Source organism: Butyrivibrio sp. AE3009 (genome assembly GCF_000420845.1).
In the GTDB taxonomy this organism is placed as follows: Bacteria; Bacillota; Clostridia; order Lachnospirales; family Lachnospiraceae; genus Butyrivibrio.
This window is the reverse complement of record NZ_ATVS01000049.1, coordinates 1-21,205: the sequence shown is the minus strand read 5'-3', so window position 1 is coordinate 21,205 and position 21,205 is coordinate 1. Positions and strand designations below refer to the sequence as shown.

Here is a 21,205-nt window from a genome sequence, read left to right as displayed (position 1 = left end):
GAAGCAGCCATAATCTATTCGGCTTAGACTGTGAAATGCATATTAGAAGCAAGTTTCATGAGTGGTTCGTATGCTGCATCCAGATTTTCCTCTTTTTTTATCGTGCGTTTTACTGGAAAGTAACGCATCGACAAATTCATATTGAACAAAATCGCTGCGCGATGGCCTGTCAGGGCCGTCGCGCAGCGACTTAGTTCTATTGTAGTTTAAAGTGAGAATTTGGAAACAAAATCCTGCAGTTCCTGTGCATTGATGGCCAGCTTGTCTGAAGCTTCTGCCACTTCATGAGAGGAGGCTGTCTGTTCCTGCGAAGCAGCGGAAACGTTCTGGGTTTCATCCGCAACGTTTGCACTCATATCCTCAATCTTGCTGATGTTATGGGCTATAGTGTCTGTGCCTTCAGAAAGCTGACCGACGATTTCGCTCATTCTTTCTGATTGTTCAGAGATGGAGTATACCATATCTACTATGCTGTTGAATGTTTCACCCGCGTTGTTAACGGTTTCTGTTCCGGACACAACGGCCTGAGCACCCTGACGCATGGAAGAAACTGCTTCGTCGGAGTTCTTCATTATTTCTTCAATAAGTTCTGTGATCTTTGAAGCAGCGTCATTGGATTGGTCTGCAAGCTTGCTGATTTCGCTGGCAACAACCGCAAAGCCTTTACCCATTTCTCCGGCCCTTGCAGCCTCTATGCTGGCGTTGAGAGACAGAAGATTAGTCTGGCTTGCTATTTCTGCTATAGTATCAACGAAAGTATCAATATTTTTAAGCTGTTCTCCTAAGGCTTCTACTACAGAAGCAGTATTTTCCACGGAATTCTTGATTGAACCCATCATATTTGTGGCATTAGTCATATCAGCCGCGCCCTTTTTAGCAGCTTCATTGGTAGTAGTTATCATTTCAGTTGTCTTGCTGATAGCATCCTGGAATTCATGCATATTGTTAACAAATGCCTGGGTTTCGTTACTTGCACCAGCCACAGCGGTTATCTGTCCCGAGCAGGACTGAGCCACTGCAGTGCAGGAATTAGCAACCATTTCACTGGCTTTAGCGGACTGGGATGCGCTGGCTGAAAGCTCCTCGGATGCAGATGCCACATAAGAAGTGGTGTCTGTGATTTTCAACATTAGATCTCTTATGTTGGTGTGCATAAGGTCAAGTGCTATTGCTATCTGGCCTATCTCATTGTTTTCACTTGAGGGAAGTGTCCGTACTTTGTCCATTTCTGCATTATCAGAGAAATCATTATTGGACATTCTGACCATCTGGTTTGTGGCAAGCTTAATAGGCGTGGTAATCCTTTTTCCCATATAAACAGCGATGGTTATTCCGATGAGCAAAAGAATTATCATAGTAATAATGCTGTTTCTGATGGTGGAAGTAAGTGCTTTGCTGGATTGTAATTCATTTTCGCTCTTGAGTGTATCAATATAATCAACCCATACTCCGGTACCCATAACCCAGTCAAAAGGCTCAAAATATGCTGTATAGTTGATCTTGGGCAGAGGTTCGGTTTCATTAGGCTTAGCAAACATAAGGCTTGTGTATCCGCCCCCACTCTGCATACCGTTCTTTATCATCTCCTGGATAAAGTAGGTTCCATTAGGGTCAACACTATCCCACCTTGACTGTCCTTCAGTATCCCTGCCTAAAAGAACTACGTTGATACCTTTAGATGTATCAACCCAGAAATAGCCAGATCCATCATTATACTTAAGTTCTCTGATGATATTTGCAGACTCTAATTGAGCTTCTTCAAGAGTCATTTCGCCGGCAAGATATCTGTCATACATAACCTGACATATGCTCATGGCTTCCTGAGTTTCATTTTTTAACTCAGACATGATATCTTCCCTTAGTCTGCTTTCGTAAGCCTCTGCCTGAGAGGCATTGGTCTTAATGGTGCTATACAGGTTAAAACCTGCAATGGAAACTGCTGTGATCACAACAGCAAGAAAAATAGAACCGACGATAGGTAACATCAAAGAACCGTGTTTTTTCTCCATAAATAAGTCCTTTCTTTTACGCTGTGTTATCGGAATGACGACATCTGATATTGATTATAACACTAATAAATTCCCGTAATAACGGCTTTTCATGAGGAACATATTAAGATTTTATTAAAATAAAATAGCATGATAGACATTAATATTAATTCGAACAGGATTTATCAGAAGTTAAGCTTCCCTATGGTTTTATGAACTTTTTTGCAAGTGGGCTGGGCAATGTACCAGTCCATTTTCTTGGGTGAAACAGGCTGTTGGGGTTATAATGGATGTATCTGTTTCGGAGGCGCTTTGTTTATGGGAAAGACAGCTATTGTTCATTACAGCCAGCATCATGGAAATACTAAGATGGAAGATATGGAGAAATGTTTAAGACCCCATCATGGAATGTGCTTTCAGTTCTACGAAGGTAAAGGATATAGTGCAGATTTCACTGACCATATGGGACGGGTGATAAAAGAGCTTGAAGCAGATCCATCGCAGAAGGTGGTGCTGAAGGCTGAAACAGATATTGTATGCGAAAACTGCCCCAATAATGAGGACGATGTATGTACCACTCAGGACAAGGTTCTTAGATATGACAGAGAAGTGCTAAAGGCATGCGGACTTGGTGATGGAAGTGAAATCTCTTTTGCTGAGTTCATGAAACTTGTAAGGACAAAGATAATTGTTGCGGGTATCCGTGGTGATATCTGTGGCGATTGTAGTTGGGACTATATTTGCAAGGAAAAGGAGTGAGGAACGATGGAATTTACAACAGATATTTTCAGTCAGTTTGATAAGAAGTGGGCACTGCTCACAGCAGGAGACAAGGACAAGTTCAATACGATGACTATCAGCTGGGGCGGACTTGGAACACTGTGGGGTAAGCCCGTAGCGACAACGTATGTAAGGACATCCAGGTATACTCACGAGTTCATGGACAATAATGAGTATTTCACAATCAGCTTTTATCCTGAGGAGTACAAGAGTACTCTTGGAGTTCTTGGCTCAAAATCCGGTAGGGATATCGATAAGATGCATTCTTCAGGGCTCACAGCTAAAGAAGTTAATGGCTCCATGACTTTTGAGGAAGCGGAAGTTACTTTCGTTTGTCGGAAGCTCTTTTGCCAGAGGCTTGATCCTAAGAACATGAATCCGGATATTGCTAAGCAGTTCTATGAAGGCGACGCAGAACACGACATGTACATTGGAGAGGTTGTGGACATCATCAGGTGATAATAGGCTATGTTTATTGCTGACAATAAACAAAACGTATTGGAAAGATGAGATATTTCTGTTTATCATTTAACATGAGGTGGTTAAGATGATAAACGCTAAGGTAAAAGAATTTTTGGATATAAAAGGATTGGGAGACAGGCTGACAGAGCATTCCGAGACGATAGATACCGTTGAGCATGCGGCACAGCAGATCGGATGCACAGAGCCTGAGATTGCCAAGACGCTGTCGTTTATAGTTGAGGAGAAGCCGGTTATTGTCGTAATGGCTGGTGATGGCAAGGTAAACAGCTCCAAGTTCAAATCTGTTTTCCATACAAAGCCCCATATGATACCAAGGGACCAGGTGGAAGATATAACTGGATTTCAGCCCGGAGGAGTATGTCCGTTTGCCGTTCCTGTGGGGATTCCTATATGGCTTGATGTTTCAATGAAGAGATTTGAATATGTACATCCGGCCGGAGGAAATGAGTTTACATCGGTCAAGATAACTCCAGGTGAGCTTGAAGAGATTACTGAAACTCAGGGCTGGTGCGATGTTTGCAAAGGATGGGAAGAGGAATAAGACTATGGCAGCTGTGTGAGAAACTTGGTATGCGAAAAGAGGGATTGTTCAAGGAGTTCATAGGCTGTTCACCAATACTCTCCCCTTTACGATGGTCTTTTCAAATAGTACCCTTGGAAAAAATCTGCTCCTAATTCCTTCATTGTTTCAAACTCGCCTTCGGTCTCGATTCCTTCTGCCACCACGCTTATTTTTCTTGCATGAAATGTATCAATCATTTCGCGCAATTGTTCCTGTCTGTGCGTATCTTTATCAATACCGGTCAGTAATGTCCGATCTATCTTTACAATATTAGGCTTAGCTGCATCAATCACATCAAAATTATTAATGCCTGTACCAAAATCATCGATGGCAACCAGGTTATTATTAATATCTGCATATTTTCTTTTTATCTGTGCAATTTCTACTGATAGATAAGGGTATTCCAGTGACTCCAAAATCATTGCATTCTTATGTCCGCCATAGTACGAAATAAAAGCATCAACTTCCTCTTTACTAAACAATTCACTGGGAAATGTATTAATCGATAAGTATTCCTTATATCCCCTGATAAAATATGCTTGAGTTGCACCAAATAAAGTAGCAACCTCTAATACATGTAATTTGTCCTGCTTTTCATATTCCGCTATAAGTTCAGTTACATCCATATCGTGGGGCCTCATAAGTGCTTCCCACGCATAGACAGTCTTTCCATCCGGGTAAAATATGGGCTGAAAGACATAATCTATTTTCAATTCATTTAAAGCAGCTAAGATATCTTTGGATAATGGTAGACCATCAAAATAAATCATAATACTTCCTTGTCTTTACAATTGACCAATTTTTCGCTAATCTTATAACAATATAGTATCATTATAACGACCAATAAATAAGTGAAATATGGATAAATAATTGATAAAAAGGAAAATAAGAGATCAGTCTCCAAAAGAGACTGATCCGGCAACTGCGACGCTTAAGAGCCTGAATAAGTAATAATTTATGACTATTTAAGCCCCAACGCCCGTTTACATGCGGGTTTTGGGGCTGATATTTTCTTGGGGAAAGGATATTTTTATGAGAAAAGCACGTTCAGAAAAAGAGGCAGCAATGAGGGAGAAGATGATCCCGGAATTGTATGCCAATGAATATAATCATTTCATTGGATTTGAGGTTTTGGAACTGAGCTCCACCTACAGCAAGTCCAGAATTAAGGCCGATACAAGGCTCCACAACACCTATGGAAGCATCCACGGCGGAGCGCTGCTCTCCTTTGTAGATGCCATGGCCGGGGCTACAGCCAGTATGAGTGGCTACTACGCCACAACAGTGTCCGCCAATCTGAACTTCCTGCTTCCTGCAGTAAATACTGAGTATATCTACTGCGAGTGCATGAAGCTCAAGACCGGTAAGCACATTTTGGTTTTTGATATCAGAGTTACCGATGATGAAGGGAACCTGCTTGATAGCGGAGAATTCTCATTTTTTGCCAGCAAGGTTCCGGTGCTGGGGGATAATCTGAAGTTTGGGAAGTGAAGTCATCTATACTAACGGTATAATGCATTTTTCCACCCACTTTAATAACGATTCCAAAGAAGGAATGAGGATATGTTCGATACAGTCAATGTAGGTGTTATTTCCCCTGGACAACTGTGAGTTCGCAACCAAATTTAACGAAAAATAGCAAAATATGTAAGCTTCGCTTGGTAGACAGGCGGAGCTTACTTTTTTATGATTAAGAAAAATGTTAAAATATTTAGCAAAGGTGGTATAAATATGAGAAAGGTATATTTGGATAATATTCGTTGGATAACAGTAGTGCTGGTTGTCATCTATCATGTGATCTACATATTCAACGGCGTTACACAGCATGGAATCATCGGTCCCTTCAGTGAACATCAGCCACAGGATATATATCAGTACATAGTTTATCCATGGTTTATGTTACTTCTGCTTGTGGTATCCGGCATGTCAGCTCGCTATGAACTGGTTAAGCGAACAGAGAAGGAATTCATCAGAGTAAGGACGAGAAAATATCTTGTGCCATCAACAATCGGCCTTCTGGTTTTCGGCTGGGTTCTTGGCTACTACAATATGCTGATTTCCGGTGCATTTGATTCCATGGGCAATGTACCGGGGCCCATCCTTTTCCTGATAATGGCAGTCAGCGGCTCAGGTCCTCTGTGGTACATTCAGATGCTCTGGCTCTTCAGTCTGATACTGGTACTGATCAGAAGGATTGAAAAAGACAGATTCTATAATATCTGCAGCAAAGCCAATCTTTTGATACTTATACTTCTTGTCATACCCGTATATGGAGCTGCGCAGATACTTAACGCACCGATAATAGTGGTATACAGATTCGGTATCTACGGGCTGGGCTTTTTGATCGGCTACTTTGTACTGTCCCATGAGGTCGTGATGGATCGACTTGGCCAAAACTGGCTGTTATTAAGCATCCTTGCCCTCGCATCCTGCATAGCCTTCGTGCTTTTATATAACGGTCAGCCATATCCGGAGCACGTGGTTCTGGATACAATCATGTGCAATGTATACGCATGGTTTGGAACACTCGGTATACTTGCCTTCATGAAAAGATGGGGCAATTCCACGAATACGTTCTCAAAGTGGATGTGTCAAAAATCATGGGGCCTCTACGTATTCCATTATCTGATGATCGCGGTCAGCGGATGGTATCTGCATACATTATGTCCGTCTCTTGCACCTATCATCGTATACCTCTTGGTTGCAATAGCAGCATTCGCAGGCGCCTACCTTCTGTATGAGATCATGAGCCGCATACCTCTCATAAGGTGGTGTGTTCTGGGGATAAAAAAGGAGAAGAAAGAATGAGCTTTGCTGATAACCTTATTGAATTAAGAAAGCTTAACAATCTGTCGCAGGAAGACATCGCCGAGAAAATAGGCGTATCCAGGCAGACACTTTCAAAATATGAGACCGGAGAGTCGCTGCCGGATATAGAGAGATGTAAGAAGCTGGCGGACCTTTTTGATGTAACCTTGGACGACCTTATATCATATGAAAAGAATGATTCGGACAATCTGGGATATGCAATACCGCCGAAAGGAAAACATATCTTTGGATTGGTTAAAGTGGGAGATAAAGGTCAGATCGTTATTCCTGCCAAGGCAAGAAAGCTCTTCGATATTAAAACCGGCGACAATCTGATTGTCCTCGGAGATGAATTCCAGGGTATAGCTCTTATTAAGGAGACAGGCCTTCTCGGTCTTATCAACAGTGCGAAAGAAACTATGGAATGACTATGAAAAAATGTATGATAATACGTAAGCTATCGGAAAATTTTGGCGGCTACGAGGAGGATACGTCTGATTACAAGAGATGAAGCTTATGAATTACTGAAAAAATACAACAAGGATCCATTTCATATCCTTATCAATGAGGAAATGGCATCAGTAGCCTAAGGAGGTAGCGATAATGGAAAGAAAATCAATTCTGATCAAGGATACAACCAAAGAAGAGCGCGAACAGATAGTAAAGAACTCGCTTGATTGCGGCGGTGGTTGTGAGAATTGCTCATCCTGCTGGCTTGGCGGAGGAAGCCCCTGGGATATTTATCAGGACTATATTGATGGCAAAAAGGAAATCCGCGAGATAAACATGGAATACATGGAAAAGTATCGCCAGGACAGGCAGATTCATTGAGAGGACATGCGCTTATGTTAGATGCACCTGATATAAAAGACTCTACATCCGAAGAGAGAAGAGCATTTATAAAAGAGAGATTTCCATGCATTGCAGACTGCGATATGTGCGGACTTTGTAAAGTGTTCCACGGAAAAGACGCTGAGACGGCATATGCAGACTACATCAGCGGTAGCAGATCTTTTGCAGAAGTATCATCAGATTATATCTTGAATTAAAAAAAGCTTGTAATCTTGATATTTCTTTGCTAATATAAGCGGGTATTTTATCGATATAGGTCAAATGATATGGATTTGATGTTTCTACCCGGTTACCGTAAATTACCGGACTATCGAGTGTTTGATGCATATACAATAGTGATATTTTAATTGTAATAGTTATCAGATCAGATAGGCGTAGAAGCATGAGTTCTACGCCTTTTTATTTTGCTTAAAAAGCATAGATGCTCTATCCTTACCAATGACCTGCGTTCGGTATGAAAAAAGGGAGGAAGAGATGAGAAAGATAAAAAAAGTATTATCAGCAGTTCTTGCTGCCACAATGGTAATGGCATTATGTGCCTGCGGGGGCACGGCTGAGACAGAAACAGCAGCTAAGGCTACTGACACAGAGGCCGCACCGGCAGCTGCATCAGATGTAAAGGTTGGTTTTATCTTTTTACACGATGAGAATTCAACATACGATCTGAACTTTATCAACGGAGCTACACAGGCTTGCGAGGCAGCAGGCGTAGAATACATGCTCAAGACAAATATCCCTGAGGGACAGGAGTGCTATGAGGCTGCCTGCGAACTTGCAGATGCAGGCTGCGATATCGTATTTGCTGATTCTTTTGGTCATGAGGATTACATGATCGAGGCAGCTAAGGAATATCCTAATGTTCAGTTCTGCCATGCAACAGGTACTAAGGCACATACAGAGGGCCTTTCCAACTACCATAACGCTTTCGCTACAATTTTTGAGGGACGTTACCTTGCAGGTATTGCTGCAGGAATGAAGCTCAACGAGATGATCGCAAATGGTGAGATCACAGCAGACCAGACTAAGATCGGTTATGTTGGTGCTTACACCTATGCAGAAGTTATTTCCGGTTACACATCATTCTTCCTTGGCGCTCGTTCTGTATGCCCCACCGCTACAATGGAAGTAACCTTCACAGGTTCCTGGTACGATGAGACTGCTGAAAAGGAAGGCGCTAACAAGCTTATCGAGGACGGCTGCGTTCTTCTTTCACAGCATGCTGATTCAATGGGTGCTCCTACAGCCTGCGAGAAGGCCGGTGTACCTGACATTTCCTACAATGGAAGCACAGCATCTGCTTGCCCTAACACCTTCATCGTTTCTTCAAGAATCGACTGGGCACCTTATTTTGCATATATCATCGACGCTGTAGCAAACGGCAAAGAGATCGCTACTGACTGGGTTGGAACCCTTGAGACAGGTTCTGTTGTTCTTACAGACCTTGGAAGCGCAGCAGCAGAGGGTACAGCCGAGGCAATCGAAGAGGCTGAGAAGGCTATGAATGCAGGAACTCTTCATGTATTTGATACAACTACATTTACTGTAAACGGTGAGACACTTACATCTTACATGGCTGATGTAGATACAGATCCTGAGTACACCGCTGACACAGAAGTTATCACAGATGGTTACTTTGCAGAATCAGGTTCTGAATTCCGTTCAGCTCCTTATTTTGACTTACAGATTGATGGAATCTCACTTCTTGATACAGCATATTGATAATTACATCATGTGATCTTGGGAAATCTTTGTGGGCACAGGTTTAACTGTGCTACTGCAAAGGTTTCCCATTTTTATCCTATTTTGTATTTTTGAAAGGTGATAATTGTGGAAAATAAGGAAGTAGCCATATCGCTTCGTGGCATTACAAAGACTTTTGGTGATGTAACAGCAAATTGCAATGTCAATCTCGATGTTCATAAGGGCGAGATCTTGTCACTTCTTGGTGAGAACGGAAGTGGCAAAACAACTCTCATGAATATGCTTGCGGGAATCTATTACCCCGATGCCGGTCAGATAATCATCAACGGCAAAGAAGCTGTGATCCGCTCTCCCAGGGATGCCTTTGATCTGGGAATAGGCATGGTTCATCAGCATTTCAAGCTCATTGATGTTTTTGATGCGACAGAGAATATAATTCTTGGACTTGAAGGCAAGCTTAATAAAAAAGAGGCTGAGAAAAAGATCAGAGAAATCTGTGACAAATACGGATTCGAGATCAATACAAGCAAGAAGATATATGACATGTCCGTTTCTGAAAAGCAGACCGTTGAGATTGTTAAGGTTCTATACAGGGGAGCTGACATTCTGATCCTGGATGAACCCACAGCCGTGCTGACTCCTCAGGAAACCGAGAAGCTTTTTAATGTCATGCGCAACATGAAAAAAGATGGAAAATCCATAGTTATCATTACTCACAAGCTAAACGAGGTACAGAGTATATCCGACCGAGTTGCGGTTCTGCGCCATGGAGAATTCATAAGTGACATGACGACAAGTGGGACCAATGCTCAGGAAATGACCGATATGATGGTAGGCCACCCGGTTTCTCTTAATATCGAAAGACCCGAGCCTGTGGATCCCAAGCCTCGTATCGTAGTTGAGAACCTCACTGTTGTTGATGAAGAGGGAATAGTTAAGCTTGATGATGTTTCTTTTACCGCCAATACCGGAGAAATACTGGGAATTGCAGGAATATCAGGCTGTGGGCAGAAGGAACTTCTAAGAGCCATTGCAGGCCTTGAGATCATCAAGGATGGAAAGATCACCTACATCCACCAGGATGGAAGAACCGAGGAACTTCTTGGTAAGTCTCCAAGGGAGATCTCCGATCTTGGTGTCAAGCTGTCCTTTGTTCCCGAAGACAGACTGGGAATGGGACTTGTAGGAAATATGAATCTTGCCGACAATATGATGCTCAGATCTTACAGAAGCGGCAAGTCAAGATTTTTCACCGAGAAAAAAGAGCCCAGAAAGCTTGCGGAGAAGGTTGTTAACAAACTTCAGGTGGCAACTCCCAGTATCGATACACCTGTGCGTCTTCTTTCAGGTGGAAATGTACAGAAGATCCTTGTTGGAAGAGAAATATCCTCAAGGCCTAAGGTACTACTGACTGCATATGCGGTAAGAGGTCTTGATATCAGTTCTTCCTATCAGATATATGATCTTATCAATAAGCAGAAGGAAAGAGGAGCAGCCGTGCTCTTTGTCGGTGAAGATCTGGATGTTCTTGTTGAGCTCTGCGACAGAATCCTTGTCCTGTGCGGTGGCAAGGTCACAGGAATTGTAGATGGCAGAAATACCGATAAATATACCTTGGGGTCAATGATGACACAGAAAGGAGAGGCTTAATAATGCAGCAGAAGATAAAAGAGCCTCGTTTTCACATTGTAAAAAGAGCAGATATCAGCAGCAAGGAAGCGTGGATCATTAGAGTAATCGCAATTGTGGCTGCGCTGGCGTTATGCGCGATAATTACGATGGTTTGCACAGGTGATAATCCGATATCTATATTCGCAACTATTTTCAAAGGGGCCTTCGGAACCCAGAGAAAGACCTGGATAACACTGCAGTATGTTGCCATCCTTCTTATTATTTCACTGGCACTTACACCTGCATTCAAAATGCAGTTCTGGAATATCGGTGGTGAAGGACAGGTCCTCATGGGCGGCCTTGCAGCGGCAGCTTGCATGATCACATTGTCAGGCAAGCTCCCGAACGCAGTAATAATCCTTCTTATGATCGTTACTTCAATACTGACAGGTGCTATCTGGGGAGTGATTCCGGCGCTCTTTAAGGCACTGTGGAATACCAATGAAACACTGTCCACACTGATGATGAACTATATCGCAACTCAGCTTGTGGCATATTTTACCATTGTCTGGGAGGTTCCCAAGGGATCCGGCAAGATCGGTATCATCAACCAGAATTCAAACATTGGCTGGCTTCCTAACATTGGAAATAAATATCTTTTAAGCATTATCGCAGCAGTCCTTGTTACTATTGGAATGTTCATTTATCTGAAATATACCAAGCACGGCTATGAGATAGAAGTAGTCGGAGAGAGCCGGAACACAGCCAGATATGTCGGAATCAGCGTTGAGAAGGTCATTATCAGAACCATGTTATTGTCCGGTGCGATCTGCGGTCTGGCAGGACTTCTTTTGGTCGGAGGTATTAACCACACGATAACAACAACTATCTCTGATGGACAGGGCTTTACAGGTGTTATGGTTTCATGGCTCGCTAAGTTCAATCCGATCGCCATGATCTTCACAAGCCTTCTGATCATCTTCATGGACAGAGGTGCCAGCGAGATATCCACTGCCTTTGAGCTCAATCAGAGCTTTGCGGATATTCTGACCGGAATCATCTTGTTCTTTATTATCGGATGTGAGTTTTTTATCAGATACAAGATCATTGCTCGTAAAGATCTGGGAAAGGAGAACGCATAATGTTTAGTCTGGTTGCATTTATACCAAGAGCTGTACAGCAGGGTGTTCCTCTGCTTTTGGGAAGTACAGGTGAGACGATAACAGAAAAATCAGGAAATCTGAATCTCGGAATCCCCGGTGTTATGTACGTGGGTGGGATAAGCGGTGTTATCGGATCATTTTTCTACGAACAGTCAGTACCTTCAGGGAATCTGAATGGTTTTCTTGCGATTTTGATTCCGCTTCTCTGCGCACTGACAGGTTCTCTTTTAATGGGATTGTTATATTGCTTTCTGACCGTTAGCCTTAGGGCGAATCAGAACGTTACGGGTCTTGCTATGACTACGTTTGGTATAGGCTTCGGTAACTTCTTCGGAGGCTCTCTTATTAAGCTTGCAGGTGCGGATGTTCCGTCAATTTCACTGTCAGCCACCTCTGCATATTTTAGTAAGACTCTGCCTTTTGCATCGAGTACAGGTTGGTTTGGCAAAGTATTCTTTTCCTACGGATTCCTTGCATATGTTGCAATCATCATTGCTGTAATCTGCGCATATGTGCTTAGAAAGACAAGAGTAGGTCTTCACCTTCGCGCTGTCGGCGAAGATCCTGCAGCTGCGGATGCGGCAGGAATAGACGTTAAAAAATACAAATATGTTTCAACCTGCCTTGGATGCATGATTGCAGGACTTGGCGGTTTATACTATGTAATGGATTATGCCTGTGGTGTATGGTCCAATGATGCCTTCGGCGATAGAGGATGGCTTGCTATTGCGCTGGTTATCTTTACGATATGGAAGCCTGATGTGGGCATCTTTTCTTCAATACTTTTTGGAGGACTCTACATTTTGTACCTGTACCTTCCTTCAGGAACACACACTGAATACAAAGAGCTGTACAAGATGATTCCTTATATCGTAACTCTTGTGGTTCTTGTTTTCACCAGCATGAGAAACAAGAAGGAAGACCAGCCTCCCAAGAGCCTTGGAACCAATTATTTCCGCGAAGAGAGATAAAGAACAATAATCTATATAAAGAGGGTAGAGCGATGAATTTTCTTGAAGAGAGAATTTTAAAAGACGGTGTTGTCAAAGAAGGTAATATACTAAAGGTAGACAGTTTTCTGAATCATCAGTTGGACGTTGAGCTCTTTGATGAGATGGGGGCAGAATGGGCCAAAAGATTCGAAGGTATTGAGATCAATAAGATCCTGACCATTGAGGCATCAGGTATAGGTATAGCCTGTGTGGCAGCAAGACATTTTAATGTCCCTGTGGTATTTGCCAAGAAATCCCAGAGTGTCAATCTCGACGGCGAAATGTACACTGCAGAAGTAGAGTCTTTTACCCACAAAAATAAGAACCATGTTATCGTATCCAAAAAGTTCCTTAACGAGAATGACAAGGTTCTTATCATCGATGATTTCCTTGCAAACGGCTGTGCTTTGCAGGGACTGATATCCATAATAAATAGTGCAGGCGCCACAGTGGCAGGCATTGGTATAGCCATCGAGAAGGGCTTCCAGCCCGGAGGTCAGATAATCAGGAACCTGGGCTACAAACTCGAATCTCTTGCAATTGTTGATGGAATGGACCATGTGACGGGTGAGATCACCTTCAGATAAGTGCTATATGGGGGATCTCATGGCATATACGGCAATTCAAAGGATGCAAAGGATTAATCAGCAGCGCTTTGGAAACGAGGGGTTCTATCAGAAACTCGGATTTGAAGTGATACCTAATGGAATTAGGAAGATGATAGAAATAAAGTGTTGAAAATAATGTTTTGGCGATTTATAATACGTATAAAGGATATAAATCGCCAAAACATTATTTTTTTATATAATCATGGCGATTTATGATGGGAATTTGTGATGAAAATAGTCGGGAGAAAACGAGAAAAAGAATCTTTGATGAAATGCTTGTATTCCAAAAGACCGGAGTTTCTGGTGGTATATGGAAGAAGACGAGTAGGAAAAACATACCTTATCAAGGAATTTTTTAATAAACAGTTCTCTTTTTACACAACCGGACTTACTGATGACAAGATGAAAGGGCAGCTCAGGGCGTTTAATGAGAGCCTTTTATTCTATGGTTCTGAGGAGAAGGAGCAGCCTAAGGACTGGTTTGAAGCTTTTTCAAGACTAAGGCAATTACTTGAAAGTGATACCGTATATCGAGAACCTATCAATAACAGACGACTTGTGTTTCTGGATGAACTGCCGTGGATGGATACTGCAAGGTCTGATTTTAAGAGTGCGTTAGACTATTTTTGGAATAGTTGGGGTTCTTCGCAGGAGGATCTGGTACTTATTGTCTGCGGCTCAGCTACATCATGGATCATTAGCAACCTTCTGACCAATAAAAAGGGATTCCACAACAGAGTGACGAAGAGAATCCACTTGAATCCCTTTTCACTCTCAGAATGCGAGGAGCTGTATGAATTAAATGATATTGCTATGACCAGGAATCAGATGATCGAGAGTTATATGGTCTTTGGCGGTATCCCACATTATCTTAACCTCATGGATTCACGACTTAGCCTTGCTCAGAACATTAATGAACTGTGTTTTAAGGAATATGGAGAACTCCATAATGAGTATTACAACCTCTTCTATTCCCTTTTTGACAAGCCCGGCAAGCATATGGCCATTATACAGGCTCTTTCTGCGAATGCGGAAGGCCTTACCAGAACCGAGTTATCAAAAGTAAAAGAGATTGGCGGCGGTTCTGTTCTTACCAAGAACCTTCGGGAATTGGAAGAGTGCGGTTTTATCCGCAGATACAGCAATTTTACAAAAGAAGAAAACAGTGCAATATATCAGCTGATAGATCCATTTACACTGTTTAGTATCAGATTTATCGAGAGCAAAAAGTTTGACTCCTGGAATGAGTATATCAATTCACCTTCATATAATGCATGGCGTGGCAACTCATTTGAACTTGTGTGCCTGAATCATGTAGATCAGATTAAGGCGTCACTGGGGATAAGCGGTATTGAGACCAACGAATTTGCTTGGAAAAGTAGTAAGCCCGGGCAAGCTGCCCAAATAGATCTGATAATAGACAGGAAAGATGATGTTATCAATCTTTGCGAAATGAAATATACCAATGAAGATTATGCATTGGATCAGGAGGAGAGCGACAAGCTTCTGAAAAGAATGAATCTCTTCCAAAAAGAAACGGCCACCAAAAAGGCTATTCATATTACACTTGTCAGCGGAAATGGATTTAAGCAAAACAAGTACTCGGGAATTGTACAAAATGTAATTACCGGGGAGGATTTGTTCCAAGGGTAGGGATGATGCCAATCACTCCAACACACTTACAACCTGATTCTTACCGTTTCGCTTGCCGTAGTACAGCTTTTGATCGGCTTCTTCTGTCATCTCAGCGATGGATTTGCCTTTTTCGTAGGCGGCGATGCCGATGGTAACCATAATAGAAACCAATATGTCATTCTTGTAAGGAATGGGGTCCCTGGCGATCTCATTCCTTATTCTTTCTACCATAAAGAACCGTCCCCATTGGTATAAAAACCCGCCCCTGGTCACTAGAAAAAGTACGCTAAAAAGTTTAAAATAGTAACTATAATGCGTAAATATAGCTTTTCTTAAGGAGGACACTACAACATGGCAGACAGAAAGAGAGTATTACTGGAGAGATTAGAGAAGTACTACAAGGAAGATGAAGATGTAACCCAGGCATCCGTTTTCACCGGCAAAGAACTGGGCGTTCCCATGGACGTTCTGAGGGTCCTGGTTGGCAGCTACGGCGCAGGTCTCATGGACATTCTTGGGGAGTTTTCGTTCCTTCCCGTTGAAGGGGATGAGGTGTGGTTTTTTACATCCGTATTAACCATCATGCTTGACGTGCCCAAGGAATCGGTGCCTTCCCTTGCAATTGCGATAGCCAAGCTCAATTTCTACCTTCCATATGGCGCTTTCTGTCTCAGCGGCGACGGAAAAATGCTTACCTACAAGGCAGCAACCACCATTCGCAGCGACCGTGATGATGACAAAATATATGAGGATATGGAACTGGCTGCCGAGACCAGCCTTCTGGTTCCCGAGAACTACGTATTTGCCCTGGAGCAGATCGCAGACGGTAAGTTACTCATGAACGATTTTGTTAAGATGATCACTGCCTAAGGAGAAAAGTATGGATCATATCAATTTACATTTAAATCAGCAGGTTGATGGATTTGACGTATATGGCTATGAGGAGCAGAATCATCAGAATCAGCAGGTTCAAGGGAACAATGTAGAGGGTCAGAACCCCAATCAGATTCAGATTCCGGACCAGAGGCAGCAAGATCCCATCAAACAGCATATTCAAAATATAGAGAGGCAAAAAAGGCTCGCGCAGCAGCCGGCCAACAACGTCCAGCAGCTAAATCAGCAACAGCAAGAACAGCAGGACCAACCTGTTCCCCAGGAACTTCAGAATCAGGCCCAGCAGCTGGCGCAGCAGAACATGATCATGGCCCAGGCCCAGCTTCACAGCGCCATGATGCTCAATCAGTTCAAGAAACGCAAAAAAGACGTTACCCTGGACGACCCCACTGCAGACAAGCTCCTTGCTGCCTATACCAAGACCGGCTTTGAGTATGTCAGCGCCCAGGCCAAGAGAGATAAGATGCTAAGAGAGGCCACCACAAGGCGCACTCTCCAGGGCACACTTCAGAACAAAATACAGCAGGTTCGCCAGCATCCACCGAGGGTATCAAACCTCACCAAGGCCAAAGCCGTCAGCTACAGCGATAAATATATCGTTTCCCACTACGGAGAATTCGGCGGAGAAGCTACGTTATATCTTGAGCTTAGATTCAGCCTTATGAAGAACAAGTACTATGCCCTTCTTCCCGCGGCAGAGCTTAAGAATCTTCCGAGACTGGACATCATGAACAGACTCACGAAGGAAATGAAAAAAGAACACCCTGATCATGAGCTTGTCATGTTCTATCAGAACCTCGTGGAACTCCAGAACATGGAGGCGGAGATCAAGAAAAAAGATGTAAGGTCCAACCCCACCAATACTCCTCGCGAGATAACCGCCAAGGAGCGTAAGAACAACGCCTCTTACTTTAAAAAGCTCCAGGAGACAATCCATGGGAACCTTGCGCTGTCCGGAGAAGCCAAAGCTCAGCGTGTTCAGACCATGCACGATGTCATGTATAACGATGGCGGGCGCTTCTGGCAGGATAAAAAACCTGCCGAGACCAAAGACTTAACTCCTGAGAAAAAGGAAGGAATCAGATCCATCCTGGCCTGGATGTATCGCAACTGCGATAAGGGCAATAAGTCCCAGGAGCCCATTGTCAACATGATCGCCCATGCCAAGCCTGATCAGGTCCTGCACATGCTGTATCTGATCGAGAACAAGATGGAGACCGCTCCCACCGCAGAGAGCTTCTATGAAGCCACAGGTGACTATATTCCTAACCTTAAGGTCTTCAGCGACAGAGCCAACTGGACCAAGATAAGCCAGGTAGCAGGTTTTGTTCTGAAAAACCAGCTGATAGGGAGCTTCCTTGAGCTGGATGAACAAGAGGAGAATATCAGAACTTCGCTTGAAGACAATGGCCCCAACCAGCTTAATGATGAGCAAAAAGATGAGGCCAGACTTAATCTTATCATTACCAAGGCCCATAAGATAATGAGGATGTATTCCGCAGCGGGCCTTGAGCCAAATATGCCTATACAGCTAATCCCCAGTAAGACCCTTCGCGACAAGATCACAGCGGAGGTTAATGGGCTTGTAGCTATGTATAACGCACTGTCAGATCAGCTCCAGCAAAGGCTCAACCAGGAGGTTGGTGCCCCCGATGAAGAACCCGGAGATGCAGGAGACAAGGCAGTAAAGCTTAAGAACAAGAAAAAAGTCGGCACCAAGAATGCCCAGCAGCATATAGGAGAAGGCAAGACAATTGCAGGCCATGTTATGCAGGCCAACACTCTGCTTAAGGTAATTGGCGATGATGTCAATTTTATCACCAAAAACACCGCCTATAGCCTTTCCACCAGCGGAATCAGCGGAGTTCTGGCCATTGTGGGACTTATCAGTTCCATCATGTCCTCGGTCAACTTGGATAAAGCCAAGGCTACCATGGCCGGTTATGACTATGTCATGAAAGCAATGGGACAGGTAGGCGATTACCTGGGAGCTGCTTCAGGTATTAGCAAAGCTACCGGTGATTTCATCAAATTTTTTAGCAATATTCCCTCGGAAAACCTTCCATGGATTGGAAGAACCGCACCACTTACTGCTTCAGAGAGCTTTAGCACCATTCCCGGTGCAATCAGCTTCTGTGCAGGCGGAGTGACCGTTTTATCAGGAATCTTCCAGCTGACAAGTAACGCCATGAGTGCTCGTCAGGCCAACCGCTCACTTGATAAGTTAAGCGATGCCGATAACGCACTGACTAGGTTTAATCAGCAGACTGACAATATCCAGGATCAGGCAACAAAAGAAAGAAGACAGATCCAGAGTCAGCAGCTTAGAAACCTCATGGATCACAGGGCTGATCTGGCCACCAAGCAGAGGAACTCTGCAACTGTTGGAATTGTAGGCTCTATCCTTACTATGGTCGGCGGAGCCCTTACAATGACTGGAATGCTGGCGCCTATCGGAGGTATTCTGAGCATAGCAGGCTCTATAATGAACATAGGCTATGGTATGATCTATGCCAAAAAAGCCAAGAAGGCATCCCTTAAGCAAGCCGTGGATGCCGGAATTAAGCTCGATGACCTGGTGACAGCCGTGAAGCAGGCCCATCACATTCAGAACCTCTCTTCCAAGGATGAAGAGAAGCTTCGCAATCAGGTGAGACAGGAGGCCCTTGCCGAGCTTGGCTATTCCGATTATAAGGCCATGTACTTAGGCCTTTGCAAGGACCAGGCTGAGATGATCTATCACCATGTATTTGAGGCTCCCACCGAGGATGTCGACCTTAATGCGGCCTGCAAGGACATCCTTTTGTCACTTAAGTTCAAAGAGGATCAGATACACATTGCCGAGCATCCTTATGAAAGAAATTATCCACCATTAACTCTCATATATAGCAGGCTTACGGAGGGACTATGACCATCTGTTGGATAGGCTCTGATAAAGAGTACATTGATTATATAACTGATTACGCAGCAAGGCTCCACTGCCGAATTCCCAAGGATTCCAGCCTCCTGGCCTGTATGGATGACGATGGCACCCCTATAGGCTTTGGGGCTATTTTGGCTACAAAAGAAGTGGCAGATATAGCTTTTCTCTATGTCCCCGAAGAGCACAGGAGAAAGGGTATAGGCACGCAGCTCCTTGCTGAGATGGAAAATATGGCACAGCAGGTCGGGGTAACTGACCTGCGCTGCATTGTGCCCAATGACACCGAGAGTCTCCTCTTTTTTACCGCAAAAGAGTACGAACTATGTGAAGGACCAAGAGAATATGCCGTTCCCTTCGCGTCCCTCAGGTATTCCGAGGCCTACAGGAAAAACATCGCAGGCAAGACCGCCAAAAAGGCCAAGGCCCTGGAGAGCTGCTCAGACAAGGAAAAGAAGGTTCTTCAGCAGTACTATGATAAGCACGGAATCAGCGCCACTGATTCTTTTGACAAAAAACTCTCTGCAGCCATCTTTGAAGGAGAAGAGGCCAGGTGCCTTCTTCTTGGTGAGCGCACCGCTAGCGGCGTCATAATCCACTACATGCATTCAGACAAGGATCATCCGGAGCTTCTCGTGGACTGCCTCAAAGTCATGGACAAAGCCATAACCGCCGACCGGGAAGACATCAGCGATCTGATGCTTTCCTTTGCAACAGGAAACGAATATGAGCAGAGCCTTCTTAGGCATCTTGCTGGCGAGGCCGCAATTGTTGAGGAGTTTTCCAGATACAGTGTGGCGTATAGGATTGTAGGAGATAGAGTAAAACTATGATATACATCGGATGTCACTTATCTGTCACCAACGGATACGAAGCCATGGGCCATCAGATGGTGGACTTTGGTGGTAGCACCTTTGCGTGGTTTACCAGGAATCCCCGCGGCGGCAAGTCTAAAGACGTGGCGCCGGAAGATGTTAAGGCTCTTCAGAAGATTCTTGAGGAAAAGAAATTTGGCAAGCTCGTAGCCCATGCCAGCTATACAATGAATCTCTGCTCAGCTAGTCCCGACACCAGAGCTAATGGCCTGGATATGCTTAAGAAGGATCTGGAAAAAATGGAGGCACTACCCGGTCAGTACTACAATTTCCATCCCGGTTCACACACAGGACAGGGAGCAGATGTTGGTATCGAGCAGATTGCTGAGGGGCTTAATAACGCGCTCTGGCCGGATATGCACACAACGGTTCTTCTTGAGACAATGGCAGGAAAAGGTTCTGAAGTAGGAAGAAACTTTGAGGAGCTTAAGGCAATCATCGACCGCGTTGATCTAAGCGATAAGCTGGGAGTTTGTTTTGATACCTGTCATACCTGGGATGCTGGTTATGATATAGTAAATGACCTTGACGGAGTCCTTGCCCGTTTTGATAAGATCATAGGCCTTAACAAGCTTAAGGCCGTTCATTTTAACGACAGTAAAAATGCATGTGGCGCGGCAAAAGACCGTCATGAGAAACTTGGGCAGGGCTTCATTGGCATGGAAGCTATGAAGCAGTTTGCAATGCACCCTGCCTTTGAAGGCCTACCCTTCATCCTGGAGACTCCAAATGATGATGACGGCTATATTCAGGAGATTGCAACAGTGAAAGGCTGGTTTGAATAATGGAATACATAGATATTTTTACAAGAGATGGGCAATTCACCGGAGTCACAACGATGAAGAGTTCTGTAATGGGCTTAGGAAAATAGAGGAGACGCTATGAACATCCAGATTTTTGGCACCAAGAAGTGCAACGACACCAAGAAAGCCGAGCGTTTCTTCAAGGAACGCGGTATCAAATACCAGTTCATCGACCTGAAGGAAAAGGGCATGAGCAAGGGCGAACTCACATCAGTCGCATCCGCAGTCGGCGGCGTCATGAGCATGGTCAACCCCGATGCTAAGGACAAAGACACCGTAGCATTGATTCAGTACATCGCCGATGAAGACAAGTTCGACAAGCTTCTGGAGAACCAGCAGATCGTCAAGACACCTGTAGTCAGGAACGGCAGACAGGCCACACTGGGGTATCAACCTGAGGTGTGGAAGAAGTGGGAATGAGTTGGAGATGACAAGGGGACGGTTTTTATACCAATGGGGACGGTTCTGTTTGGTACAGTTTTGCGCGCAAAACTATACCAAACAGAACCGTCCCCATTGGTATAAAAACG

Annotated in this window: 22 protein-coding genes and 1 riboswitch; of the genes, 19 read left to right on the top strand and 3 right to left on the bottom strand. The window is 44.0% G+C overall.

Annotation, left to right across the window (positions count from 1 at the left end; genetic code table 11):
• Positions 1-206 precede the first annotated feature (206 nt).
• A complete protein-coding gene (locus G588_RS0116610; RefSeq protein WP_026668861.1) occupies positions 207-2,009 on the bottom strand; it encodes a methyl-accepting chemotaxis protein in 1,803 nt (600 codons plus the stop codon).
• A gap of 297 nt (positions 2,010-2,306) precedes the next feature.
• Here G588_RS0116610 and G588_RS0116605 point away from each other — a divergent pair, with 297 nt between their 5' ends.
• The 3 genes from G588_RS0116605 (at position 2,307) to G588_RS0116595 (ending at position 3,792) form a co-directional block, all read left to right on the top strand.
• Positions 2,307-2,747, top strand: a complete 441-nt coding sequence (locus G588_RS0116605; protein ID WP_022779831.1) for a DUF1284 domain-containing protein — start codon at positions 2,307-2,309, stop codon at positions 2,745-2,747.
• A gap of 6 nt (positions 2,748-2,753) precedes the next feature.
• Positions 2,754-3,227, top strand: a complete 474-nt coding sequence (locus G588_RS0116600) for a flavin reductase (RefSeq protein WP_022779830.1) — start codon at positions 2,754-2,756, stop codon at positions 3,225-3,227.
• Positions 3,228-3,315: 88 nt separating this feature from the next.
• On the top strand, positions 3,316-3,792 hold the full coding sequence (locus G588_RS0116595) for a YbaK/EbsC family protein (protein ID WP_022779829.1): 477 nt from the start codon (positions 3,316-3,318) through the stop codon (positions 3,790-3,792).
• Between the two features lie 86 nt (positions 3,793-3,878).
• Here G588_RS0116595 and G588_RS0116590 read toward each other — a convergent pair whose 3' ends face one another.
• Positions 3,879-4,583, bottom strand: a complete 705-nt coding sequence (locus G588_RS0116590; protein ID WP_022779828.1) for an EAL domain-containing protein — start codon at positions 4,581-4,583, stop codon at positions 3,879-3,881.
• Positions 4,584-4,845: 262 nt separating this feature from the next.
• On the opposite strand from G588_RS0116590, the gene G588_RS0116585 reads away from it, so the two are divergent.
• The 11 genes from G588_RS0116585 (at position 4,846) to G588_RS0116530 (ending at position 15,201) form a co-directional block, all read left to right on the top strand.
• Positions 4,846-5,304 carry a PaaI family thioesterase gene (locus tag G588_RS0116585; RefSeq protein ID WP_022779827.1) on the top strand — a complete coding sequence of 153 codons (459 nt, stop codon included), beginning with the start codon at positions 4,846-4,848 and terminating at the stop codon, positions 5,302-5,304.
• Between the two features lie 240 nt (positions 5,305-5,544).
• Positions 5,545-6,621 (top strand): acyltransferase family protein, encoded by a 1,077-nt coding sequence (locus G588_RS0116580; RefSeq protein ID WP_022779826.1) that lies wholly within the window; start codon positions 5,545-5,547, stop codon positions 6,619-6,621.
• Entirely contained in the window at positions 6,618-7,049 is a 432-nt protein-coding gene (locus G588_RS0116575) for a helix-turn-helix domain-containing protein (RefSeq protein WP_022779825.1), read from the top strand. Before G588_RS0116580 ends, G588_RS0116575 begins: the two co-directional genes overlap by 4 nt.
• Before the next feature lie 175 nt (positions 7,050-7,224).
• Complete coding sequence (locus G588_RS0116570) at positions 7,225-7,452, top strand: hypothetical protein (RefSeq protein ID WP_022779824.1); 228 nt, start codon at positions 7,225-7,227, stop codon at positions 7,450-7,452.
• A 14-nt stretch (positions 7,453-7,466) separates the two neighbouring features.
• A complete protein-coding gene (locus G588_RS0116565) occupies positions 7,467-7,670 on the top strand; it encodes a hypothetical protein (RefSeq protein WP_022779823.1) in 204 nt (67 codons plus the stop codon).
• Positions 7,671-7,701: 31 nt separating this feature from the next.
• Positions 7,702-7,803, top strand: a riboswitch (purine riboswitch).
• A 144-nt stretch (positions 7,804-7,947) separates the two neighbouring features.
• Positions 7,948-9,192, top strand: a complete 1,245-nt coding sequence (locus G588_RS0116560) for a BMP family ABC transporter substrate-binding protein (RefSeq protein WP_022779822.1) — start codon at positions 7,948-7,950, stop codon at positions 9,190-9,192.
• Positions 9,193-9,291: 99 nt separating this feature from the next.
• Positions 9,292-10,824: an ABC transporter ATP-binding protein gene (locus G588_RS0116555; protein WP_081644396.1), complete on the top strand. Its 1,533-nt coding sequence runs from the start codon at positions 9,292-9,294 to the stop codon at positions 10,822-10,824.
• Between the two features lie 2 nt (positions 10,825-10,826).
• Complete coding sequence (locus G588_RS0116550; protein ID WP_022779820.1) at positions 10,827-11,927, top strand: ABC transporter permease; 1,101 nt, start codon at positions 10,827-10,829, stop codon at positions 11,925-11,927.
• Positions 11,927-12,919 (top strand): ABC transporter permease, encoded by a 993-nt coding sequence (locus G588_RS0116545; RefSeq protein ID WP_022779819.1) that lies wholly within the window; start codon positions 11,927-11,929, stop codon positions 12,917-12,919. The genes G588_RS0116550 and G588_RS0116545 overlap by 1 nt, the downstream gene beginning before the upstream one ends.
• 32 nt (positions 12,920-12,951) lie before the next feature.
• Positions 12,952-13,527, top strand: a complete 576-nt coding sequence (locus G588_RS0116540; RefSeq protein ID WP_022779818.1) for a xanthine phosphoribosyltransferase — start codon at positions 12,952-12,954, stop codon at positions 13,525-13,527.
• 249 nt (positions 13,528-13,776) lie between these two features.
• On the top strand, positions 13,777-15,201 hold the full coding sequence (locus tag G588_RS0116530; protein ID WP_022779816.1) for an AAA family ATPase: 1,425 nt from the start codon (positions 13,777-13,779) through the stop codon (positions 15,199-15,201).
• A 12-nt stretch (positions 15,202-15,213) separates the two neighbouring features.
• Here the strand turns inward: G588_RS0116530 and G588_RS0116525 are convergent, their stop codons facing one another.
• Positions 15,214-15,414, bottom strand: coding sequence for a GGDEF domain-containing protein (locus tag G588_RS0116525; RefSeq protein WP_022779815.1), 201 nt, complete (start codon positions 15,412-15,414; stop codon positions 15,214-15,216).
• A 120-nt stretch (positions 15,415-15,534) separates the two neighbouring features.
• Between G588_RS0116525 and G588_RS0116520 the strand changes: the two genes are divergently transcribed.
• The 5 genes from G588_RS0116520 (at position 15,535) to G588_RS0116495 (ending at position 21,095) form a co-directional block, all read left to right on the top strand.
• Positions 15,535-16,053, top strand: coding sequence for a hypothetical protein (locus G588_RS0116520; protein WP_022779814.1), 519 nt, complete (start codon positions 15,535-15,537; stop codon positions 16,051-16,053).
• Positions 16,054-16,063: 10 nt separating this feature from the next.
• Positions 16,064-18,988, top strand: a complete 2,925-nt coding sequence (locus G588_RS0116515; RefSeq protein WP_022779813.1) for a hypothetical protein — start codon at positions 16,064-16,066, stop codon at positions 18,986-18,988.
• Positions 18,985-19,830: a GNAT family N-acetyltransferase gene (locus tag G588_RS0116510; RefSeq protein WP_022779812.1), complete on the top strand. Its 846-nt coding sequence runs from the start codon at positions 18,985-18,987 to the stop codon at positions 19,828-19,830. The genes G588_RS0116515 and G588_RS0116510 overlap by 4 nt, the downstream gene beginning before the upstream one ends.
• The gene (locus G588_RS0116505) at positions 19,827-20,657 is read left to right on the top strand and encodes a deoxyribonuclease IV (RefSeq protein WP_022779811.1); all 831 of its coding nucleotides are present in this window, start codon (positions 19,827-19,829) and stop codon (positions 20,655-20,657) included. Before G588_RS0116510 ends, G588_RS0116505 begins: the two co-directional genes overlap by 4 nt.
• Before the next feature lie 96 nt (positions 20,658-20,753).
• Positions 20,754-21,095: an arsenate reductase family protein gene (locus G588_RS0116495; RefSeq protein WP_022779810.1), complete on the top strand. Its 342-nt coding sequence runs from the start codon at positions 20,754-20,756 to the stop codon at positions 21,093-21,095.
• Positions 21,096-21,205: the final 110 nt, after the last annotated feature.